At 66.6% G+C, this 19,163-nt stretch carries 17 protein-coding genes; 8 read left to right on the forward strand and 9 right to left on the reverse strand.

The genetic code is table 11. The annotated features are described in order from the left end of the window. Positions 1-49 precede the first annotated feature (49 nt). Both AC5JDC_RS06400 and AC5JDC_RS06405 read left to right on the forward strand, forming a co-directional pair. Positions 50-1,555 (forward strand): UxaA family hydrolase, encoded by a 1,506-nt coding sequence (locus tag AC5JDC_RS06400; protein WP_495840138.1) that lies wholly within the window; start codon positions 50-52, stop codon positions 1,553-1,555. 142 nt (positions 1,556-1,697) lie between these two features. Next, the gene (locus AC5JDC_RS06405; RefSeq protein WP_106774063.1) at positions 1,698-2,102 is read left to right on the forward strand and encodes a Fur family transcriptional regulator; all 405 of its coding nucleotides are present in this window, start codon (positions 1,698-1,700) and stop codon (positions 2,100-2,102) included. Positions 2,103-2,249: 147 nt separating this feature from the next. Here the strand turns inward: AC5JDC_RS06405 and AC5JDC_RS06410 are convergent, their stop codons facing one another. Both AC5JDC_RS06410 and pncA read right to left on the reverse strand, forming a co-directional pair. Beyond that, the gene (locus AC5JDC_RS06410) at positions 2,250-3,575 is read right to left on the reverse strand and encodes a sodium:proton antiporter (RefSeq protein ID WP_495840140.1); all 1,326 of its coding nucleotides are present in this window, start codon (positions 3,573-3,575) and stop codon (positions 2,250-2,252) included. Positions 3,576-3,800: 225 nt separating this feature from the next. Further along, positions 3,801-4,400, reverse strand: coding sequence for a bifunctional nicotinamidase/pyrazinamidase (gene pncA / locus AC5JDC_RS06415; RefSeq protein WP_495840142.1), 600 nt, complete (start codon positions 4,398-4,400; stop codon positions 3,801-3,803). Between pncA and AC5JDC_RS06420 the strand changes: the two genes are divergently transcribed. From AC5JDC_RS06420 to AC5JDC_RS06440, 5 genes are read left to right on the forward strand one after another with little or no spacing between them, the layout of a single operon-like run. Beyond that, positions 4,375-4,803, forward strand: coding sequence for a hypothetical protein (locus AC5JDC_RS06420; protein ID WP_495840144.1), 429 nt, complete (start codon positions 4,375-4,377; stop codon positions 4,801-4,803). The genes pncA and AC5JDC_RS06420 overlap by 26 nt on opposite strands. Beyond that, the gene (locus AC5JDC_RS06425) at positions 4,800-6,326 is read left to right on the forward strand and encodes a 6-hydroxynicotinate reductase (RefSeq protein WP_495840146.1); all 1,527 of its coding nucleotides are present in this window, start codon (positions 4,800-4,802) and stop codon (positions 6,324-6,326) included. Before AC5JDC_RS06420 ends, AC5JDC_RS06425 begins: the two co-directional genes overlap by 4 nt. After that, positions 6,326-7,309, forward strand: coding sequence for a UPF0280 family protein (locus tag AC5JDC_RS06430; RefSeq protein ID WP_495840238.1), 984 nt, complete (start codon positions 6,326-6,328; stop codon positions 7,307-7,309). The genes AC5JDC_RS06425 and AC5JDC_RS06430 overlap by 1 nt, the downstream gene beginning before the upstream one ends. Next, entirely contained in the window at positions 7,302-7,886 is a 585-nt protein-coding gene (locus tag AC5JDC_RS06435; RefSeq protein ID WP_495840148.1) for an amino acid synthesis family protein, read from the forward strand. The genes AC5JDC_RS06430 and AC5JDC_RS06435 overlap by 8 nt, the downstream gene beginning before the upstream one ends. Next, entirely contained in the window at positions 7,883-8,344 is a 462-nt protein-coding gene (locus AC5JDC_RS06440; protein WP_495840150.1) for a MarR family winged helix-turn-helix transcriptional regulator, read from the forward strand. Before AC5JDC_RS06435 ends, AC5JDC_RS06440 begins: the two co-directional genes overlap by 4 nt. Positions 8,345-8,352: 8 nt before the next feature. Here the strand turns inward: AC5JDC_RS06440 and AC5JDC_RS06445 are convergent, their stop codons facing one another. The 5 genes from AC5JDC_RS06445 to AC5JDC_RS06465 form a co-directional block, all read right to left on the reverse strand. Continuing rightward, entirely contained in the window at positions 8,353-9,075 is a 723-nt protein-coding gene (locus AC5JDC_RS06445; protein ID WP_495840152.1) for a hypothetical protein, read from the reverse strand. A 181-nt stretch (positions 9,076-9,256) separates the two neighbouring features. Next, the gene (locus AC5JDC_RS06450) at positions 9,257-9,619 is read right to left on the reverse strand and encodes an HVO_A0114 family putative DNA-binding protein (protein WP_495840154.1); all 363 of its coding nucleotides are present in this window, start codon (positions 9,617-9,619) and stop codon (positions 9,257-9,259) included. After that, positions 9,616-9,903, reverse strand: coding sequence for a toxin-antitoxin system TumE family protein (locus tag AC5JDC_RS06455; protein ID WP_495840156.1), 288 nt, complete (start codon positions 9,901-9,903; stop codon positions 9,616-9,618). Before AC5JDC_RS06455 ends, AC5JDC_RS06450 begins: the two co-directional genes overlap by 4 nt. 22 nt (positions 9,904-9,925) lie before the next feature. Next, the gene (locus tag AC5JDC_RS06460; protein ID WP_495840158.1) at positions 9,926-11,650 is read right to left on the reverse strand and encodes a hydantoinase B/oxoprolinase family protein; all 1,725 of its coding nucleotides are present in this window, start codon (positions 11,648-11,650) and stop codon (positions 9,926-9,928) included. A gap of 199 nt (positions 11,651-11,849) precedes the next feature. Then, the gene (locus AC5JDC_RS06465; protein ID WP_495840160.1) at positions 11,850-13,916 is read right to left on the reverse strand and encodes a hydantoinase/oxoprolinase family protein; all 2,067 of its coding nucleotides are present in this window, start codon (positions 13,914-13,916) and stop codon (positions 11,850-11,852) included. A gap of 210 nt (positions 13,917-14,126) precedes the next feature. Here AC5JDC_RS06465 and AC5JDC_RS06470 point away from each other — a divergent pair, with 210 nt between their 5' ends. Next, positions 14,127-14,954: a ferredoxin--NADP reductase gene (locus AC5JDC_RS06470; RefSeq protein WP_495840162.1), complete on the forward strand. Its 828-nt coding sequence runs from the start codon at positions 14,127-14,129 to the stop codon at positions 14,952-14,954. A gap of 478 nt (positions 14,955-15,432) precedes the next feature. Here AC5JDC_RS06470 and AC5JDC_RS06475 read toward each other — a convergent pair whose 3' ends face one another. Next, entirely contained in the window at positions 15,433-17,649 is a 2,217-nt protein-coding gene (locus tag AC5JDC_RS06475) for a transglycosylase domain-containing protein (RefSeq protein ID WP_495840164.1), read from the reverse strand. Between the two features lie 191 nt (positions 17,650-17,840). Beyond that, the gene (locus tag AC5JDC_RS06480; RefSeq protein WP_495840167.1) at positions 17,841-19,142 is read right to left on the reverse strand and encodes a calcium-binding protein; all 1,302 of its coding nucleotides are present in this window, start codon (positions 19,140-19,142) and stop codon (positions 17,841-17,843) included. Positions 19,143-19,163 lie beyond the last annotated feature (21 nt).

The following is a 19,163-nucleotide window of genomic DNA, read 5'->3' on the forward strand; positions in this document are numbered from 1 at the left end:
TCGATCCACCGCCCCTAGCCAATGTCGACCCCAGCCAGGAACCACTGCCGTGACCGTCGCGAAATGCATTCTTCTGTCCGAAGCCGACAACGTGGTGGTCGCCAACGGCCGCATCGAGGCGGGTGAGGCGCTTCCGGCCGGCGCGGCGGCGCTGACGGTCATCGAACCCGGCCACAAGGTGGCGATCCGGCCGATCGCGAAAGGCGAGGCGGTGATCAAATACGCGCAGGCGATCGGCCGGGCGACAGAGGACATAGCCGCCGGCGCGCATGTGCATTCCCACAACCTCGTCTTCGAATCCGGCCGCATGCCGGTAGTGCCGCCGTCGGCGCCGGTCGAGGCGACGGAAGCGGACAAGGCGCGCACCTTCATGGGCTACCGCCGCGCCGACGGGCGCGCCGGCACGCGCAACTTCGTCGGCATCGTCGCCAGCGTGAACTGCTCGACCACCGTCTGCCACGCCATTGCCGACGAGGCCAACCGGCGGTTGCTGCCGCTCTATCCCGGCATCGACGGCTTCGTGCCGATCGTTCACGGCCAGGGCTGCGGCATGAGCGCCACCGGCGACGGCATGATGGTGCTGCACCGCACGCTCGCCGGTTATGCTCGCCACCCGAATTTCGGCGGCGTCCTGATGGTGGGGCTCGGCTGCGAGGTCAACCAGCTCACCCTTTACGGCCAGAAGGGCGTGGCGGCGGGAAAACGCCATTTCAACATCCAGGACGCCGGAGGCTCGCGCAAATCGGTCGAGAAGGCGATGGGCGTGCTGGCCGAGATCTGCGAGGAGGTCGGCAATCTCCCGCGCGAGCCGATCCCCGTCTCGGAGATCGTCGTCGGCCTGCAATGCGGCGGCTCCGACGGCATGTCGGGCATCACCGCCAATCCCGCCCTGGGGGCGGCGGTCGACATCCTGGCTGGCGTCGGCGGCATCGGCATTCTGTCCGAAACCACCGAGATCTACGGCGCCGAGCACCTGCTCGCCTATCGCGCCGCCTCACCGGAGATCGCCCAGAAGCTCGACGGCTACATCAAGTGGTGGGAGGATCATACCGCCAAGCACGGCGCCTCAATCGACAACAACCCGTCGCCCGGCAACAAGCGCGGCGGCCTCACCACCATCCTGGAAAAGTCGCTCGGCGCGGTCGCCAAGGGCGGGCAGACGCCGCTCAACGGCGTGTTCGGTTATGCCGAGAAGGTCGCCGGCCGCGGCCTCGTCTTTATGGACACGCCCGGCTATGATCCCGTCTCGGCCACTGGCCAGGTAGCGGGCGGCGCCAACGTCATCGTCTTCACCACCGGTCGCGGCTCCTGTTTCGGCAGCCATCCGACGCCGTCGATCAAGGTCGCCACCAACACTGCCCTCTACAATTCGATGGAAGAGGACATGGACGTCAATTGCGGGGTCATCGCCACGGGCGAGAAAACGATCCCGCAGATGGGCCGCGAGTTGTTCGAGCTGATCGTCGACACGGCATCGGGCAAGAAGACCAAGAGCGAGCTGTTCGGCTACGGCGACAACGAGTTCGTGCCCTGGCATCTCGGCGCGACCTTGTAGGCCGGCACGGCTGACCGCTTCACACCCTTTCGGCCTTCGGCCGTCTCCCCCAGCGCGCGGGAGTGGAAAAATACGCCGCGAACCGCTACCTATGACGGACTGGTCGCGCCGTTGCGGCCAGGCTAGCGGTAGCGAAGGCAAGATGGCGACGCGGGCATCCCTGACGAAGAACCAGGCCAAGGTGCTGGACCGGCTCGAAGCGGCTTCGGCGCCGCTCAGCGCCTATACGCTGCTCGACCAGCTGCGCCCCGACGGTTTTCGCGCCCCGCTGCAGGTCTACCGGGCGCTCGACGGCCTGATCGACGCCGGCTTCGTGCACCGGCTGGAGAGCATGAACGCCTTCGTCGCCTGCTGCGAGCCGCACGACCACAACCACCGCATGATCGCCTTCGCCATCTGCGACAAGTGCGGCCACGTCGCCGAGTTCTCCGACGAGGAGATCGGCCGCCGCCTCGACGCCTGGGTCGGCGCCAACGGCTTTGCAGCCAACAGGGCCGTCATCGAGTTCCGCGGCACCTGCGCCAATTGCGCCAAGGCGGCCGCCTAACCGATCCCGTCACGACCGTGGCATGCAGGTCCTGGGCGAGCGATCAGATCGAGCCTGAAAAGGCCGCGCCGCCCTGCGACAAGGCAGCGTGGCGATCCTGCCCCATCCTCCATGGGACACTTCGCCGGCAGGCGGAGGAAGAGACGCTCATCCGAAAAACACCCAGCCCGCGACCAGGAAGATCGGGATCAGCACCGCGCCCGACCACAGCATGTAGCCGAAGAAGCTCGGCATCTTCACCCCGCGGTGCCGGGCGATCGCGTAAACCATGAAGTTGGGCGCATTGCCGATATAGGTGTTGGCGCCCATGAACACCGCGCCGGTGGAAATCGCCGCGAGCGTCGTGGCGAGCGTCGTCATCAGCACCTGCGGATCGCCGCCGGCGAGTTCGAAGAAGACGAGATAGGTCGGCGCGTTGTCGAGGAAGGAGGAGAGCCCGCCGGTCAGCCAGAAATAGGCGAGGTCGTTGGGCAGGCCGCTCTCGGTCGACACCAGCGCGACCAGCGGGGCGAGCGCGCCGGCTGCGCCGGCCCTCAGGATGGCGATGACCGGCACGATGCAGATGAAGATGCCGGCGAACAGCTTTGCCACCTCGGCGATCGGCCCCCAGGCGAAACCGTTCGCCCGGCGGTATTCTGCCCGCGTCACCTTCAACGAGGTCAGGGCGAGCGCCAGGATGATCAGGTCGCGCACGATGTTCTGCAGCTCCAGCGCCACGCCGGCAATGGTAAAGGCGATGCCCGGCTTCCAGCTGGCCGACAGCAGGATGGCGGCGATGACGCCGGCAAGCAGCGGCAGGTTGGCGAGGCCGCGCACCCACACCCTGCTGTCCGGCGTCGGGTCCTTGATCTTAGGCAGACCGGCCTCGCGGTGGTGGAACCAGTAATCCAGGGCGAGGAAGACGGCAAGCACGACGACGCCGACGAACAGCGTCTCCTTCCACAGATGCGCGGCCGTCCAGAAGAAGTCGACGCCGCGCAGGAAACCGACGAACAGCGGCGGGTCGCCGAGCGGGGTGAGCGCGCCGCCGATGTTGGACACGAGGAAAATGAAGAAGACCACGACATGCGCGTTGAACGGGCGGTTGTCGTTGGCGCGGATGACCGGCCGGATCATGATCATCGAGGCGCCTGTGGTGCCGACGACCGAGGCGAGCAGCGCACCGATCAACAGAAGCGCGGCATTGGTCAGCGGCGTGCCGTGGATGTTGCCCGCCACCAATATGCCGCCGGCGATGGTGAACAGCGCGAACAGCAGGATGATGAAGGACATGTATTCCAGCAGCAGCGTATGCAGCAGCGCCTCGGCCGAGACCGCCCAGCCGTGCAGGACCAGCATCGGCAGCACCACCAGCGCCGCCCAGGCGGCGGTGATCTTGCCGTAATGGTGCTCCCAGACATGCGGATAGAGCAGCGGCCCGGTGGCGATCGACAGCAGCAGGCCGACGAAGGGCAGCGCCCAGAAAAGCGACATGGAGTCGCCAGGCAGTCCATGGCCCTCGGCGGCGAGGGCGGTCGTGGGACACAGAAGCAGAGCCGGCAGCAGGGCCGCGCAAAAAACCGAACGCATGGAGTCCTTCATCGAATGGCGGTACGTCCTTCGAGGCACGCCCGCTGACCAGTTTGCCTCAATCGTCGATGCGGTGCGGGCGAACCGAGTCCGACCGTTGGCGGGCGAGCATCGAAGGAAGCACCCTCCTCACGCCAGCACGACGCCGGCGTCGCGCATCTCGCCCAGTCTCGCCTCCAGCGAGCCGCCGAGATCAATGCCGCGGCAGGCGTCGAGCCGCACCGTCACATCGAAGCCCAGCCGCGCCGCGTCGAGGGCGGAAAAGGCGACGCAGAAGTCGGTCGCCAGCCCGACCAGCGTGAGCTGGCCGATGCCGCGCTCGCGCAGGTAGCCGGCGAGACCGGTCGGCGTGGTGTGGTCGTTCTCGAAGAAGGCGGAGTAGCTGTCGATCGCCGGGCGAAAGCCTTTTCGCACGATCAGCTCGGCCTTGGTCCATTGCAGGCCGGGATGGAAGGCGGCGCCCGGCGAGCCCTGGATGCAGTGATCCGGCCACAGCGTCTGCTCGCCATAGGGCATGGTGATGGTCTCGAAGGGCTGCCGGCCGGCATGGAAGGAAGCGAAGCTTGAATGCAGATCGGGGTGCCAGTCCTGAGTCAGCACGACGTGGTCGTAGTCGGCGATCAGCCCGTTGATCACCGGCACGATCGCATCGCCGTCTGCGACAGCGAGCGCGCCGCCCGGGCAGAAATCGTTCTGGACGTCGATGACGACGAGCGCTTCCTCGCTCATATGCTCTCCCATTCCGAAGACCGCCGCGCTGCAGCGGCTTGCGAAAGTCGACGCAAGCGGGGTCGGCGTCAACCCCGCATACGAGGATTCCGGCACCCCTCCCCGACCGGATTTCCGCGCGGCGGCCACGGCGTGCGGCTTTGACAATCCGCCGGCCGCTGATATCATTTGCATACGAATGAATTTCGCCGGTTTCTTCCGTCGGAAAGGCATTTGCGTGATCCGCTACGCGAAACCGAAAACGGTCGGCGAAGCCCTCGGTCTCCTGAGCGAGCGGCGGCGGCGGATCCTCGCGGGCCGAACGGATTTTTGCCCGGCGCACGGCGCACGCCCCTTCCCGTGCCGCTGCACGGGGTATCGGAAAATCGTCGCGGCGGTCTCAGCGGTCGAGCGGCACCCATGAGCGAACTCGCCGAACGCTTCGACACGCACGACCCCGGCGCGAAGCAGGTGGCGGAGAAGATCCGCTGCGATGCCTGCCCGGTGATGTGCTACATCGCCGAGGGCCGCACCGGCGCATGCGACCGCTACGGCAATGCCGGGGGGAAAATCGTGCGCTGCGATCCGCTCACTATCCTCGAGCATGCGGTCGGAGGCGGCGGCGCGATGGTGCCCTTCGGGGCGGAGGGCGAGGCGTGGAACGGCGAACTGGTCAATACGGGGCGGCGCTTCGTAACCGCGATCGGCGCCGGCACCACCTATCCCGACTACAAGCCGGCGCCCTTCATCGTCAGTCAGGAGGTTGAGGGTGTCGACCTCGTCACCGTGGTGACGGAAGGCATCTTCTCCTATTGCGGGGTCAAGATAAAGATCGATACCGACCGCCATATCGGATCTGAGACGGCGATCGTGCGGGCCCAGGGTGAGGCGGTCGGCCATGTGACCACCGGCGAATACGGCTCGCAGATGCTGTCGCTGGGCGGCGTGCACCATCTGACCGGCGGCTCCAAGCAGGAAGGCCGCGCCACCTGCGATGCGATGCTCGATTTATGCAACCGCAAGCCGGTGGAGCTCGCCATCGACGGCGGCGCGACAGTGGTGGTCGAGGCCGGCAAGGCGCCGGTGATCGACGGCAAGGTCGAGCACCGCATGCGCGTCGGCTGCGGCTCGGCCACCATTGGCATGTTTGCCACCCAGTGGCGCGGGCTTGTCGATGAGGTGGTGGTGGTCGACGACCACATCACCGGCGTGATCTCGGAGCACCAGGCCGGCAAGGTCCTGGGCTGGGAGGATACGGGGATAAAAATCGTCGGGCGGCGCTCGACGCCGGGGCGCTACTTCAAGGTGTCGGAGCCGGGCCTGGGCTGGGGCGGCACGACCATCTCCGACCCTTTGTCGATCCTCGGCGACTGGAACGCCAGGAAGGGCGCGCGTCCCGGCCTGTCGCTGCTTATGGTGTCGACCACCGGCGAGCAGTTCGCCTATTACGAGCTCGACGAGGATCTGAAGCCGGTGGAAAAGCCGTTTCCGGAGCGGCTCAGGAAATCGGTGCGGCTGATCGAGGAGAATTGCGAACCGGCGCTGTGCACCGTGCTGTTCGTCGGTGGCGCCGGCGGAAGCCTGCGCGCCGGGGTCACGGAAAACCCGGTCAATCTCACCCGCTCGGTGCAGGGTTTTGAGACCTATGTCACGGTCGGCGGCGCTCCGGTCTATGTGTGGCCGGGCGGCGGCATCACGCTGATGGTCGACGTCACCCGCGTGCCGGAAGGCGCCTTCGGCTCTGTGCCGACCCCGGCGCTGGTGGCGCCGATCGAGTTCACGCTGCGACGCGACGACTATGTGCGGCTGGGCGGCTACGAGGCTGAGATCCGCACGGTCGAGGATGTGCTGGCCAAGGGCGGCGAATATCTGAACGACCGTCGCGCCGCGATCGCCGCCCGCGAGAACCCGTGGCCGCCGCTGCAGCAGCTCCGGCGGACGAGATGATGCAGGAGCCGCGGGCCAGCTGGCTGCCGGGCGGAAGGCGGCTGCACCTCAATCACGGGCCGATCGACCTGATCGTCGAGGCGTTCGGGACGGCGGAGGAGGTGCATGCGGCCTATGCGCAGGCGGTGGCGCGTTTCCGCTCGGTGCTGGCCGAGCTGGTGGCGGAGCTGCCGGAGTTGAGGCGGGCGGCGCGTCTCGGTGCGCCGCGTGCCTTCATAGCCTCCACGGCGCGGCGCATGGAAGCCGCGGTCGAGCCGCTGGCGGAAGAATTCATCACGCCGATGGCGGCGGTGGCCGGCTCGGTGGCAGACGAGATGCTGGCTGCCATGCTGGCAGGCCGGACGCTGGAGCGGGCCTATGTGAACAATGGCGGCGACATCGCCCTGCACCTTGCGCCGGGACAGGAATTTTCGCTCGCGATTGCCGGAACCGGCCATGGCTTTGCCGATCGGGTGACGATCCGTGCCGCCGATCCGGTGCGCGGCATTGCCACATCGGGCTGGCGCGGCCGCTCCTTCTCGCTCGGCATCGCCGATGCCGTCACCGTTCTGGCGCGCACCGGCGCCGAGGCCGACGCCGCCGCGACGGTGATCGCCAATGCCGTCGACCTGCCAAAACATCCGGCCGTTTCGCGCCGGCCGGCAGTGGAGCTTGCGCCCGACAGCGACCTGGGGGCGCGGCCGGTGACGGTCGGCGTGGGCGCGCTGACGGCTGCCGAGATCGACGAGGCGCTGGCGCGCGGGCTGGCGGTTGCCGAGGCCTTGCGCTTGCGCGGCCTGATCGATACCGCAGCGCTATTCCTGGCGGGAGAGATGAGGGCATGCGACGCTCTTACCCTCCCCATTGGGCCTAAGCCGGCCGCATCGCCGCGCGCCTTGCTGAAGGACAGAGCGAGCGACGTGGAGCGAATCCTGCCCAAGGGCTTAGCAGCCGCATTAGCAGACCAACGGCCAAGACAATCCAAGGACCGCACACATGCCTGAATTTCCCATCCGCAAGGTTGCGGTCATCACCGAAGAAATCTTTCACGACGGTGGGCCGGCAGCCAAAAACCCGCGGCGGCGCGCGGCCGCCCTCGCGGTGGTGAAGAACCCGTACGTCGGCCGTTATGTCGAGGAGTTGCAGCCGGCGATGGAGGACCTGAAGCCGCTCGGCCTGATGCTGACGGACCGGCTGATCGCCGCGCTGGGCGGCGACGTCGCGGCGATCGACGGCTATGGCAAGGGCGCCATCGTCGGCACGGATGGCGAAGTCGAGCATGGGGCGCTGTGGCACGTGCCGGGCGGCTACGCCATGCGCGAGCGGCTGGGAGGGGCCAAGGCGATCGTGCCGTCGGCGATGAAGGTCGGCGGCTTCGGTGCGAAGCTCGACGTGCCGCTCGGGCACATCAACGCCGCCTATGTGCGCAGTCATTTCGACGCGATGGAGGTGGGCGCTGCCGACGGCCCCCGGCCGGACGAAATCGTCTTCCTGCTCGCCATGGCGGTCGGCGGACGGGTCCACGACCGCATGGGCGGGCTGGCGGCCGCCGACATCAAGCTGTGGGACGGGCTGAGGTGAGCGGCGAGGAGAATATCTTGAAGCTGGTCGAGGCTGGCGAGCCGGCCGCCGGGGAGTATCGGCTCGACGACCAGATCGGCTTCATCCTGCGGCGCGCCCACCAGCGCCATGTCGCGCTGTTCGCCGCCCACATCGCCGACCTGACGCCGCCGCAGTTCGCCGCACTCGCCAAGCTGCGCGACATCGGCGAGACGTCACAGAACCAGCTCGGCCAGCTCGTCGCCATGGACGCGGCCACCATCAAGGGCGTAATCGACCGGCTCAAGGCGCGCGGCATGGTCGAGCTCGGCCGCAACGACGGCGACAAGCGCCTGATCATGGTGCGGCTCACCGACGCCGGCCGCCGCGCGGTGGAAGAGCTGGTCCCGCTGGCCGAGAAGATCACTGCCGAGACGCTGTCGCCGCTGACGTCCAGGGAAGTGGATACGCTGGTCAGGCTGCTGGGGAAGATTGCCTGAGGCAGGCGCTACGCGAAGTTGCGAATGAGGTCGCTCGCCCAGGCGAGTTGCTCCCGCTCGTCATTCGTCAAAGGCAATTCTACCGCTGCCGCAAAAAGTGTTTCGGCGAGCTTCTTCGACTGAAGCCATTCCGTCACCATTGCATCGATGACCGTTTTCCCTTTTGCAATCTTCGGCATGGATTCGATGGCGAACCTGGCACACTGTAGAAGCGCCTTGGCAGACGGGTCTTTCTCCCAGGCATCGAGCGCCTGCGACGTGCTCATGCCCAGCGCGGCAATCGCCTCCAGCCATGGGATCGGATCTGCAGTGTCGACATGCCAGCCAAGCGAACGTCGCCATGCCGCTCGAACCACGTTCTCTATCGCTTGCTGTTCGACGAAAGGCCAGCTTCGCCATTTGGCGTATCCGAGTTTGGCTGCAATGACTTCCGGCGCGAAGCCAAATCGGTGGGGAGCACCAGCAACGGCGATCTCAAATATCCTCGGCAGAAAATGCCGGTAGTTGTCGGCATCACCTACTGTCCAGAGTGCCGAGTCCGCATAGAGTCCGAGTTCGTCGTCTACCAGCTCTCTCAGGGGGGTGGATGACAAAAGCCCGGCGAAACGGAGCCGATTCTCGAGCGGCGACATCTCGAGCGTGTGCGGAGCAGGATAGCGGTCGAAGACCGCATAGAGCTGCTCGATAGCGCTCCGGAGTTCAACCAAAGACTGGCTCTCCGCATCGCTCACTGTCTACTCCTCAACGAAACCCATCCGGCAGGTTATCTCAGTCCGCCGCCCCCGAACATCTCCACAGCCTGTTCCTGCGTATAGTATCCCAATGCCACGTCGCGCCGCACCGCTTCACGATCGCGCTGGCGCGGGTCGCCGACCCAGGGATAGTAAACTGTCCCCGGCGCCTTGGCGCCAACTACGCCGCGTCCCCCATGGTGATCACGGCGCGGATTTCGGAATAGCCGGCCATCAACATTCCGTCCGGGCCGACCTCGATCAGCCCGATCTGCCTCAGCGCCGACACGTCCTCATGCACGCGCTTGAAATCCCGGCCGAGCGTGCGCGACAGCTCCCTGATGCTGGCGGCAGGCCTGCGATGCAGCGCCTTGAGCAATTCATAGCGCTTTTCCGTCAGGGCAGCCGACAAGCCGGCCCAGGAGACGAAGGTGACGTTGTCTTCGGGCTGGAAAACCTCGCCCCGCTCGGCCCGATGCCACGCGTCTGCCACCCGCTTCGCCGCATCTGCCAGACTGCCGCCGACGATGATCTGCTTTCTCATCTATCGCCTCTCATCTGTTCGACTTCCGCGACGAACGCTTCGAGCAAGCCCTCGATCGAAAGGAACCGAATCGTCGATTCTTCGCCGCGAAAATGGCGATGATCGCCTTTGCCGCGCTCGTTGTCGTAGCCCAGGACGCGTTGGCCCCCGCGGACATAGACGAGGCGGTACTTGAAGCCATGTGTCGTCGGAGGCACTGGCTCCGGCAGCATCCAGACAACCATCTCGACAATGTCGCCGTCAGGGTAGACCACGCGCTCCCGGACGATCAACCTTGCCGCCATGATGGCATTTTATGCCATCAATTCAGCTGGTTTTCAACGGTTGCCGTGGAGGCCTCTCCGAGGCAACCCTCACCCCGAACATCTCCGCCGCCTGTTCCGGCGTATAGTACCCCATCGCCACGTCGCGCCGCACCAGCTCCGGGTCGCGCTGGCGCGGGTCGCCGAAGCCGCCGCCGCCGGGGGTTTCCACGCTGACGCGGTCGCCGGCCTGCAGCGGGATGTCCTGCTCCTTCGACAGATGCGGCGGCACATGGGCGACGCCGTCGCGCCACACCGTGACCTTGTTGACCGCGCCGTCGCTGCCGCCGAGCACGCCTTGCGGGCCGACGCGGCCGTGATCCATGACGAAGGAAGCGCGCGCCTCGCCGCGCAGCAGCTCGACCTCATAGGCCAGCCCGAAGCCGCCGCGCTGCTTGCCGGCGCCGCCGGAGCCTTCGCGCAGCCGGTAGTGGCGGTAGAGCACCGGAAAAGCCTGTTCCATGATCTCGACCGGCGGCGATTTGGAGATGCCGATGGTCGAGCAGCCATTGGTCAGCCCGTCGCCGCCGGCATGGCCGCCATAACCGCCGCCGGAGATCTGGTACATGACATAGTCGCGGCCGCGTGCCGGATCGGAGCCGCCCAGCGCGAAATTGCCGCTGGAGCCGGCGGGCGCGGCGGTCACCTTGTCGGGCAGCGCCTGCACCATCGCGGCGAACACGGCCTCGGCGATGCGCTGCGACACCTCCGCCGCGCAGCCGGAGACTGGGCGCGGATACTTCGCATCGAGGAAGGTGCCTTCCGGCCGCTTCACCACCAGCGGCTCGAAAGCACCGGCGCTGATCGGCACGTCGGGGAAGATGTGGCGCATGGCGAGGTAGACCGCCGACAGCGTCGTCGCCAGCACGCTGTTCATCGGCCCGGCGCAAGGCGCGCTTGACCCGGCAAAGTCGAAGATGAGCGTGTCGCCGGACTTTTCCACCGCCAGCGCGATCGTGAGCGGCTGGTCGACCACGCCGTCGGAATCGACATAGGCGGTGGAGCGATAGGTGCCGTTGGCAATCTTGGCGATATGCGCCCGCATCTGCTCGGCGGCGCGGCGGCGCAGCTCGGCGATCGCCTCGCCGACGGTGTCGTCGCCGTAGCGATCGAGAATCTGGAAGAGCCGCTCGCGGCCGACATGCAGTGCTGCCGCCTGCGCCTTGATGTCGCCGATGCGCTGGTCGGCGACGCGGATGTTGGAGGTAATGATGGCATAGATCTCGGGGTCGAGCGCGCCCTTCTTGAACAGCTTTACCGGCGGCAGCCGCAGCCCCTCCTGCTCGACCGCGGTGGCCGAGGCCGAAAAGCCGCCGGGCACCGCGCCGCCGATGTCGGGCCAGTGGCCGGTGTTGGAGAGCCAGCAGAAGATTTTCCCGCCCCGATAGACCGGCATGGCGAAGCGCACGTCCATCAGATGCGTGCCGCCGAGATAGGGGTCGTTGACGATGTAGATGTCGCCTTCCTCCGGCGGCAGGCAGCGGCCGGCGGCGATCATCTCGATGATGGTTTTTGTCGAATGCTGCATAACGCCGACGAAGACCGGCAGGCCTTCATTGCCCTGGGCGATGAGCGAGCCGTCCACGGCCGAGTAGATGCCGTCGGAACGATCGTTGGCCTCGGCGATCACCGGCGAGAAGGCGGCTCTGCTGAAGGCGAGGTCCATCTCGTCGCAGGCCTGTTGCAGTGCGGCCTGGATGACGGAGAGGGTGATGGCGTCGAGGGTCATGGCTCTGCACTCCCCCCTCCCCTTCGAGGGGAGGGAAGCCAGCTGCCGGCGGCAGCTGGCAGGGTGGGGTCGCAAAGGCAGTGTTCGACGGCCCTATTAGCGTCCCGCGCTTCAGAAGTTACCCCTCCCGACCGGCCCTTCGGCAAGCTCAGGACCGGCCACCCTCCTCCCAAGGGGGAGGGGGACGTCGGCGCCGTGCTCATCTCCCCACCTCCACGATCAAATTGCCGTCCGAATCCGAACGCGCGCGGTCGCCGGGCTCCAGCACGGTCGTGCAGTCCATCTGTTCGAGGATCGCCGGGCCGGCGATCCCGGCGTCGAGCGGCAGTTTTTCGCGCGCATAGACCGGCGTGTCGTGCCATACGCCGTCGAACCAGACGGGGCGCGTCTCGGTCAGCGCCTCGGCAAGAGTCGCGGCGCGGCCGGCCGGATCGATCAGCCGCGACAGGTCGAGCGGCGGCCGCATGCCGGTGACGGAGGTATTGAGATTGACCAGATTGGCGCGGATTTCCGGCAGCTCGACGCGGAAGCGCGCGAAATAGGCTTTTTCGAACAGCGCCTGCAATTCGGCCCGCGACACCGCGGCAGAGGGTAGCGGCACGGTGATGATGTGGGTCTGGCCGACGAACTGCATGTCGGCCGAATGGCTGAAGTTGATCGTCTCCGGTTTCACCGCCTCTTCTTCGATCAGCGCCACGCCCTGCGCGCGCTGGCGCTCCAGGATCAAGCGCATCTCCGCCTCGTCGAGGGTGGCGATCGGCCGGTTGACGGTATTGACGAAGTCGTGGCGCATGTCGGCCACCACGCAGCCCAAGGCGTTGGTGATGCCCGGCCGGGCCGGCACCAGCACGCGCGGCAGGCCGAGCTCGCGCGCCAGCGCCGACGCGTGCAGCGGGCCGGCGCCGCCGAAGGCGAACAGGGCGAAGTCGCGCGGGTCGTGGCCGCGCGCCACCGAGACCATGCGGACGGCGCCGGCCATCTTGATGTTGCCCAGCCGCAGCACCGCGCCGGCGGCGGCGAAACCGTCGAGGCCGGTCGGTCGGCCGATCCTGTCCTCGAAGATTTTCGTCACGTCCTCGACGGTGACGGGGTGCTCGACGGCGAGCAGCTTCTTCGGGTTGAGCCGGCCCAGCACGAGATTGGCGTCGGTGATGGTCGGCTCGGTGCCACCGCGGCCGTAGCAGATCGGGCCGGGGTCGGCGCCGGCGCTCTGCGGCCCGACCTGGATGAGGCCCGACGCGTCGACGCGGGCGATCGAGCCGCCGCCGGCGCCGACCGTGTGCACGGCGACCATGGGCACGTGGATCGGCATCGCGTATTCGATCTCGATCTCGTTGGAGACGGCGGGCTGGGCGTCGCGGATCAGCGCGACGTCGGTCGAGGTGCCGCCCATGTCGTAGGTGACGAGCGAGGCGAAGCCGGCGCGCCGGCCGGTATAGGCGGCGGCGATGACGCCGGAAGCCGGGCCGGACATGACCGTCTTGGCCGCCTCGCGGGTGACGTTGCGGGCCGAGATCATGCCGCCATTGCCGTTCATGATCAGGAAGTCGCGGGCATAGCCGCGCGCCTCCAGCTCGGCGCGCAGCCGCGCCACGTAGCGCTCGAGGATCGGCTGGACGCTGGCGTTGACCGCCGCGGTGACGCCGCGCTCGAACTCGCGTGCCTCCGACAGCAGCGAATGCCCGGTGGTGATGTAGCCGTTCGGCCAGAGCTCCGCGGCGATCTCGGCGGCGCGCCGCTCATGCGCCGGATTGGCATAGGCGTGCAGGAAATGGATGACGAGCGACTCGCAGCCCGCGGCGAGCAGATCTCGGACCGCCTCGCGCACCTCCTGCTCATCGAGCGGCACGCGCACCGCGCCCGAGGCCTCTACCCGCTCGGACACCTCCAGCCGGAGATCGCGGGGGATGACGGGCACGAAGCTGCCGGTCATGCCATAGGGCTGTGGCCGCGTGCGCCGGCCGAGCTCGATCACGTCGCGGAAACCGCGCGTCGTGATCATCCCGGTGCGGGCGAGCCGGCGTTCCAGCACGGCGTTGGTCGTTGTGGTCGTGCCGTGGACGATGAGGTCGATGCCGCTGACCGGGAAATCCGCCTCGGACAGTGCCGAGACGACGCCGAAGGCCTGGTTCCGCACCGTGGTCGGCGTCTTGGCGATGCGCACCTGACCGCCGCGGCCGTCGATCAGGATGAGATCGGTGAAGGTTCCGCCGACGTCTATGCCGGCGACGACGCTTCCGGCCTTCGCGGAAATATTCTCTCGCATTCGACCTATCCGAAACGCCCGGACTACCGGGCGCAGACAGTTTGGAAAGCTGTTTTCCGCCCGCAGCTTGACCTAAAACTTGTTTGTATACTAATAAACTCACGACACAAGAGCTTAGCTTCCGGGCATGCGTCACTCGACGGCGGGCCGAAGCGCCCGCCGCGCTAAGGGCGTCTGTGCGCGAAAAAAAGACGAAAAGGCGCGGCGCCGATGAATTCTCCCTTGCTGCTTGAGACGCGGGATGCGCGCCCGCTGCCGTTCCCCATTCCGGCCAACGTGCATGTCGAGACGGTGGTGTCGGTCAAGCACTACACCGACCGGCTGTTCGCCTTCCGCGTCACCCGGCCGCAGTCGCTGCGCTTCCGTTCTGGCGAGTTCGTCATGATCGGCCTGCCCAACGCGGAGAAGCCGGTGTTCCGCGCCTATTCGGTGGCGAGCCCGGCCTGGGACGAGGAGCTCGAATTCTTCTCCATCAAGGTGCCGGACGGGCCACTCACCTCGGAGCTGCAGAAGATCCAGCCGGGCGATCCGATCCTGATGCGCCACAAGGCGACCGGCACGCTGGTGGTCGACGCGCTGACGCCGGCCAGACGCCTGCTGATGGTCTCGACCGGCACGGGCATTGCCCCCTTCGCCAGCCTGCTGCGCGACCCCGACACTTATGAGAAGTTCGAGCAGGTGATCGTTACCCACACCTGCCGCGACAGGGCCGAGCTGGTCTACGGCCAGGAGCTGGTCGCCGGCCTCGCCGACGATCCGCTGATCGGCGAGTTCACCAACGGCCGCGTCACGCTCTATTCGACGACGACGCGCGAGGAGTCGCCCTTCATGGGCCGCATCACCGCACTGATCGAATCCGGCAAGTTCTACAGCGATGTCGGCATCGAAAAACTCGATCCGGCGGCCGACCGCATCATGATCTGCGGCTCCATGCACATGCTGAAGGACGTCAAGGAGCTTGCCGAGAGCCTCGGCTTCAAGGAAGGCTCCGTCAGCCATCCCGGCGACTTCGTCGTCGAGCGGGCCTTCGTCGGATAATATCAGCGGTTGTTTGTTTGACCGGTCGGTGCAGCCCCTCACCTGCCGGCATCCTCTCCCCGTGAAGAACGGCTACCGCGTTCACACATCTGATAGGATGCCGTCGGCGCCGGAGCACTTCACAACCGGTACGGCATGGATCCTAGGGTCTTCGCCTCCGCTGCGCTCCGGCTCCGCCCTAGGATGACGAAGGCGTTGATGTTACAGGCTAATCGCAACCGTTAAAGGCTCACGGGCCGCTGGCGAGTAGCCGAACCATTCCACCTTTCGTCATCCTATGGCGGAGCAGGCCGAAGGCCGTCGCGGAGACCATAGGATCCATGCCGTGGCGGCAGCGACACGCCCGACAGAGCAGAATGAAGCACTCATAAAGCAGCGCATATCAACATGATGCGCCAACGATGGAAGATGTGAGAATCCGACAGCCGTGAAGAACGGGGAGAGGGCCGCCTGCAGCGCGGTCCTGAGACAATCCACATCACCCGCCGTTGCCAAGAATAATGTCGAGGATGGAGTTCTGCCGCCGCACCGCCGGGCCCCCGACGTCGGCGCTGGGCACCGGGTGACGGATCGAGGCGGTGGGGTCGTCGGCCGTCGGGTAGGCTACGGGATCCAAGGCCGGGTCTTGCGGCAGTCCGGCGACCGGTTCGGCCGTCTGGCCGCCGACATCGCCCGCCACCGCCGCATCCGGCACGCTCTCGTCGATCAGGTGGGGCACCGGCTCCCAGCGGCCGGGCAGCTCGGCCACCGGCACGCCCTGGTGCGCGGCCGCCATGAACTCGTGCCAGGCGAGCGTCGGCAGCGCGCCGCCGGTCACCTTCTTCATCGGCCGGCCGTCGTCGTTGCCGAACCACACGCCGGTGGTGAGATTGGCGGTGTAGCCGACGAACCAGGCGTCTCGCGACTTCTGGCTGGTGCCGGTCTTGCCGGCCGCCGGCCAGCCGAAGCGGGCCTTGCGCGCAGTGCCGTCCGACAGCGTCTCTTTCATCATGGCGTTCATCATGCCGACGATCTCGGGGCTGATGACGCGCGGCGACGCGCCGGACGGATGCTCGTAGAGCACCTTGCCTTCGGCGGTGGTGACGCGGCGCACGAAATGCAGGTCGGGCCGATAGCCGCCATTGGCGAAGGGCACGTAGGCGGCGGTGAGCTCCAGCGGCGTCACCTCGGACGTGCCGAGCGCGATCGCGTTGTTGGCCTGCAGCTCGGACTGGATGCCCATGCGCTGGGCGGCCTCCACCACCGAGCCGGCGCCGACCTCCATCACCAGTTGCGCCGCCACCGAGTTCAGCGATTTGGCGAGCGCGGTGGCCAGCGTGACCTGGCCGTAATATTTGCCGTTGTAGTTCTGCGGCGACCATTTGCCGATGCGGATCGGCGCGTCGTTGCGCACGCTGTCCGGCCGCACGCCCTGCTCCATTGCGGCCAGGAAGACGAAGGGCTTGAACGCCGAGCCTGGCTGCCGGCGCGCCTCGGAGGCGCGGTCGAACTGGCTGTTGGCGTAGTCGTAGCCGCCGACCATGGCGCGCACCGCGCCGGAATTGTCGATCGACACCAGCGCGCCCTGGCTGACGTCGAGCTTGTCGCGGTTCTCGTCGATCAGCCGGCGGATCGATTTTTCGGCGAATTGCTGCAGGTCGAGGTCGATGGTGGTGTCGACGACGATGTCGGCGCGCACGTCGCCGATGAGCGCCGGCAGCTCGCCCATGACCCGGTCGGCGACATAGTTCTCGGAGCCGGTCCAGAAGGCGGCGGCGCGGGTGGCGGGCGCGCTCATCGCCGTCGTCAGCTCGTTCTCGCCGATCAGGCCCTCGTCGCGCATGGCGGCGAGCACGAGCTGCGCCCGCCGCTCCGCCGCCTGCGGGTCGCGCGCCGGCGACAGCCGCGACGGCGCCTTGAGCAGGCCGGCGAGCAGCGCAGCCTCGGAGAGCGTCACATCGCGCGCGGACTTGCCGAAATAGCGGCGCGACGCCGCCTCCACGCCGTAGGCGCCCGAGCCGAAATAGACCCGGTTCAGGTACATTTCCAGTATCTGGTCCTTGCTGTGCTCGTGCTCCAGCCACAGCGCCAGCAGCACCTCCTGCACCTTGCGCTCGATGGTGCGGTCCGGCTGCAGGAACAGGTTCTTGGCGAGCTGCTGGGTGAGCGTCGAGCCGCCCTGGCTGAAGCTGCCGTCGAGGACGTTATGCAGCATGGCGCGGGCGAGGCCGATCGGGTCGACGCCGAAATGCGAATAGAAGCGGCGGTCCTCGATCGCCATCACCGCCTGGGGGATGTAGGGCGACATCTCGTGCAGGCCGATCGCCTCGCCGCCGGTCATGCCGCGATTGGCGATCTGCGCGCCGTCGACGGCGACGATCTTGACGTTGGGCGGCCGGTCTGGGATCGACCAGTTGGCGACGCTGGGCAGTTGCGCGCCGTACCAGGCGACGAGGCCGGCAAGCCCGATGCCGGCCCACAGCATGAGCACGCAGCACCAGTAGAACAGCCGCCCCAGGCCGAGGCGGCGGCTGCGGCGCGGCGCGGCGCTACGCTGCTCCCGCCGCGCCTTGCCGGCCTCGCGTGCGGCTGGCGCGCGCTTGCGCTGCGACGGCAGCACGCGGTCGTCCTCGTCGAGCGAGAAGTCGCCGGACGCCGGACGCCGGGACGGCCCGTCGAATGTCGGCTCGATGCGCGTGCCGTTGCGTCTTGCCATTGCCTGCGTCGCTGTCCCCGTTTTTGCCGAGCGGCAACCGGTTGGAGACTAAATGCGGCGATTTAAGGGGGCGTAAACTTCTGGGGTGCGGCCGTCGTCGTAGCGATCCCGACCGTCCGTGCTTCATTTCGGAACGGGGAGGCGTGAGGCCAATCCCGAACTGGCGGCCTCCCGCCGGATGACGGTGCAGCTCAGATCACCACGAAATCCGCACTGGCGAGCGATAGTCCCGGATCGAGCTTGGCAAACAGCATGCCGCCGCCGGCCGCGCTGCCGTTGAAGTCGTAGTAGAGTTCGCCCGTATCGTTCTCGTAGATGACGCGGTCGGAGGCGTCCTGCGCGAGGCCGGTGGTGTTGGCGCGGAAAGCGGCGGCCGCCAGCGTGCCGAGTGTCGTCAGCGCGGCGAAGACGGCATTGTCGAGCTGGATTGTGTCGTTCACAGCGAGGAAGTCGGTGATGACATCGACGTTGCCGGTGGCATTCAGCGCCGAGTTGAAGACGAAGACATCCTTGCCGCTCCCGCCTGCCAGCGTGTCGTTGCCGTTGTAGCCCTTGATGACGTCGTTGCCGGCGCCCCCGGAAATCACGTTGCGGGCATTGGTGCCGAACAGATTGTCGGAAAAGTCCGAGCCGGTCAGGTTCTCGATCGAGTTGAACGTATCACCCTTGGCGTCACCGGTATTCAACGTCGGATTGGCGAGGCTGACGGTGACGCCGGCCTTCGCCGTGGTGTATGCGGCGCGGTCGATGCCCGTTCCGCCGCTCAGATAATCGGCGCCGGCACCGCCCATCAGCGTGTCGTTGTCATTACCACCGAATAGCCTGTCGTTGCCAATGCCGGCGTAGAGCCGATCATTGCCTCCCCAGCCTTTCACGTCACCGTCGACCGTCCCCAGCCGCCCATCATAAAGATCGTCGAGACTGCTCAATTGCACCTCGCCGATCATTGTGCCGGTGTTGGTGATGCTGGATTTTGCTACTCCCCCTTCATATGAGAATTGGCCGCCTTCTATCGTGCCGTTGTTCCTGATGGTGACCGATTCCGTACCTCCTGATGAAATGGCGGACTCATCCGCCTGGATCACCCCTGAATTGATGACTGTCGAGACAGTGTCGCTGCTTACGCCTACGAGGCTTATCCCCAGATAGCTGGCCGAAATGAAACCCTCGTTGATCACCGAGGAATTGAAGCAACGCAAGTCGACGGCGGCTGTCGCAATGCCGACAGTGCGAACGAAAACGCTTCCTTCTTCATAGATGTGGACGCTGTTTTTGTTGTCGATTCTGTACTCACCTCCGAGATCGATGGCGTTGTGACCTGTCGCGGCGACGTCGCCGTAGACCTGCACCTGATGATTGCTGCCGCGACCTTCGATCGTTGGTGAACTTGTAGAGACGATCGCGACGTTCTCCAGAACAAGCACACTATCGGTTTCGTTGAGGAACGCTACCGCTGTGTCCTTACTGGTGGAGATAGGAACTTGCCATGCCATCGTGTCCTCCCACGCGTTGTC

The organism is Kumtagia sp., from assembly GCF_059502445.1.

Coding starts and splice junctions, on each gene's coding strand:
- AC5JDC_RS06410 (WP_495840140.1), bottom strand. CDS start 3,575: ATGTCGCTTTTCTGGGCGCTGCCCTTCGTCGGCCTGCTGCTGTCGATC.
- AC5JDC_RS06470 (WP_495840162.1), top strand. CDS start 14,127: ATGAATTCTCCCTTGCTGCTTGAGACGCGGGATGCGCGCCCGCTGCCG.
- pncA (WP_495840142.1), bottom strand. CDS start 4,400: ATGAGCGAGGAAGCGCTCGTCGTCATCGACGTCCAGAACGATTTCTGC.
- AC5JDC_RS06420 (WP_495840144.1), top strand. CDS start 4,375: ATGACGACGAGCGCTTCCTCGCTCATATGCTCTCCCATTCCGAAGACC.
- AC5JDC_RS06405 (WP_106774063.1), top strand. CDS start 1,698: ATGGCGACGCGGGCATCCCTGACGAAGAACCAGGCCAAGGTGCTGGAC.
- AC5JDC_RS06430 (WP_495840238.1), top strand. CDS start 6,326: ATGCAGGAGCCGCGGGCCAGCTGGCTGCCGGGCGGAAGGCGGCTGCAC.
- AC5JDC_RS06465 (WP_495840160.1), bottom strand. CDS start 13,916: ATGCGAGAGAATATTTCCGCGAAGGCCGGAAGCGTCGTCGCCGGCATA.
- AC5JDC_RS06450 (WP_495840154.1), bottom strand. CDS start 9,619: ATGAGAAAGCAGATCATCGTCGGCGGCAGTCTGGCAGATGCGGCGAAG.
- AC5JDC_RS06455 (WP_495840156.1), bottom strand. CDS start 9,903: ATGGCGGCAAGGTTGATCGTCCGGGAGCGCGTGGTCTACCCTGACGGC.
- AC5JDC_RS06425 (WP_495840146.1), top strand. CDS start 4,800: ATGAGCGAACTCGCCGAACGCTTCGACACGCACGACCCCGGCGCGAAG.
- AC5JDC_RS06460 (WP_495840158.1), bottom strand. CDS start 11,650: ATGACCCTCGACGCCATCACCCTCTCCGTCATCCAGGCCGCACTGCAA.
- AC5JDC_RS06475 (WP_495840164.1), bottom strand. CDS start 17,649: ATGGCAAGACGCAACGGCACGCGCATCGAGCCGACATTCGACGGGCCG.
- AC5JDC_RS06480 (WP_495840167.1), bottom strand. CDS start 19,142: ATGGCATGGCAAGTTCCTATCTCCACCAGTAAGGACACAGCGGTAGCG.
- AC5JDC_RS06435 (WP_495840148.1), top strand. CDS start 7,302: ATGCCTGAATTTCCCATCCGCAAGGTTGCGGTCATCACCGAAGAAATC.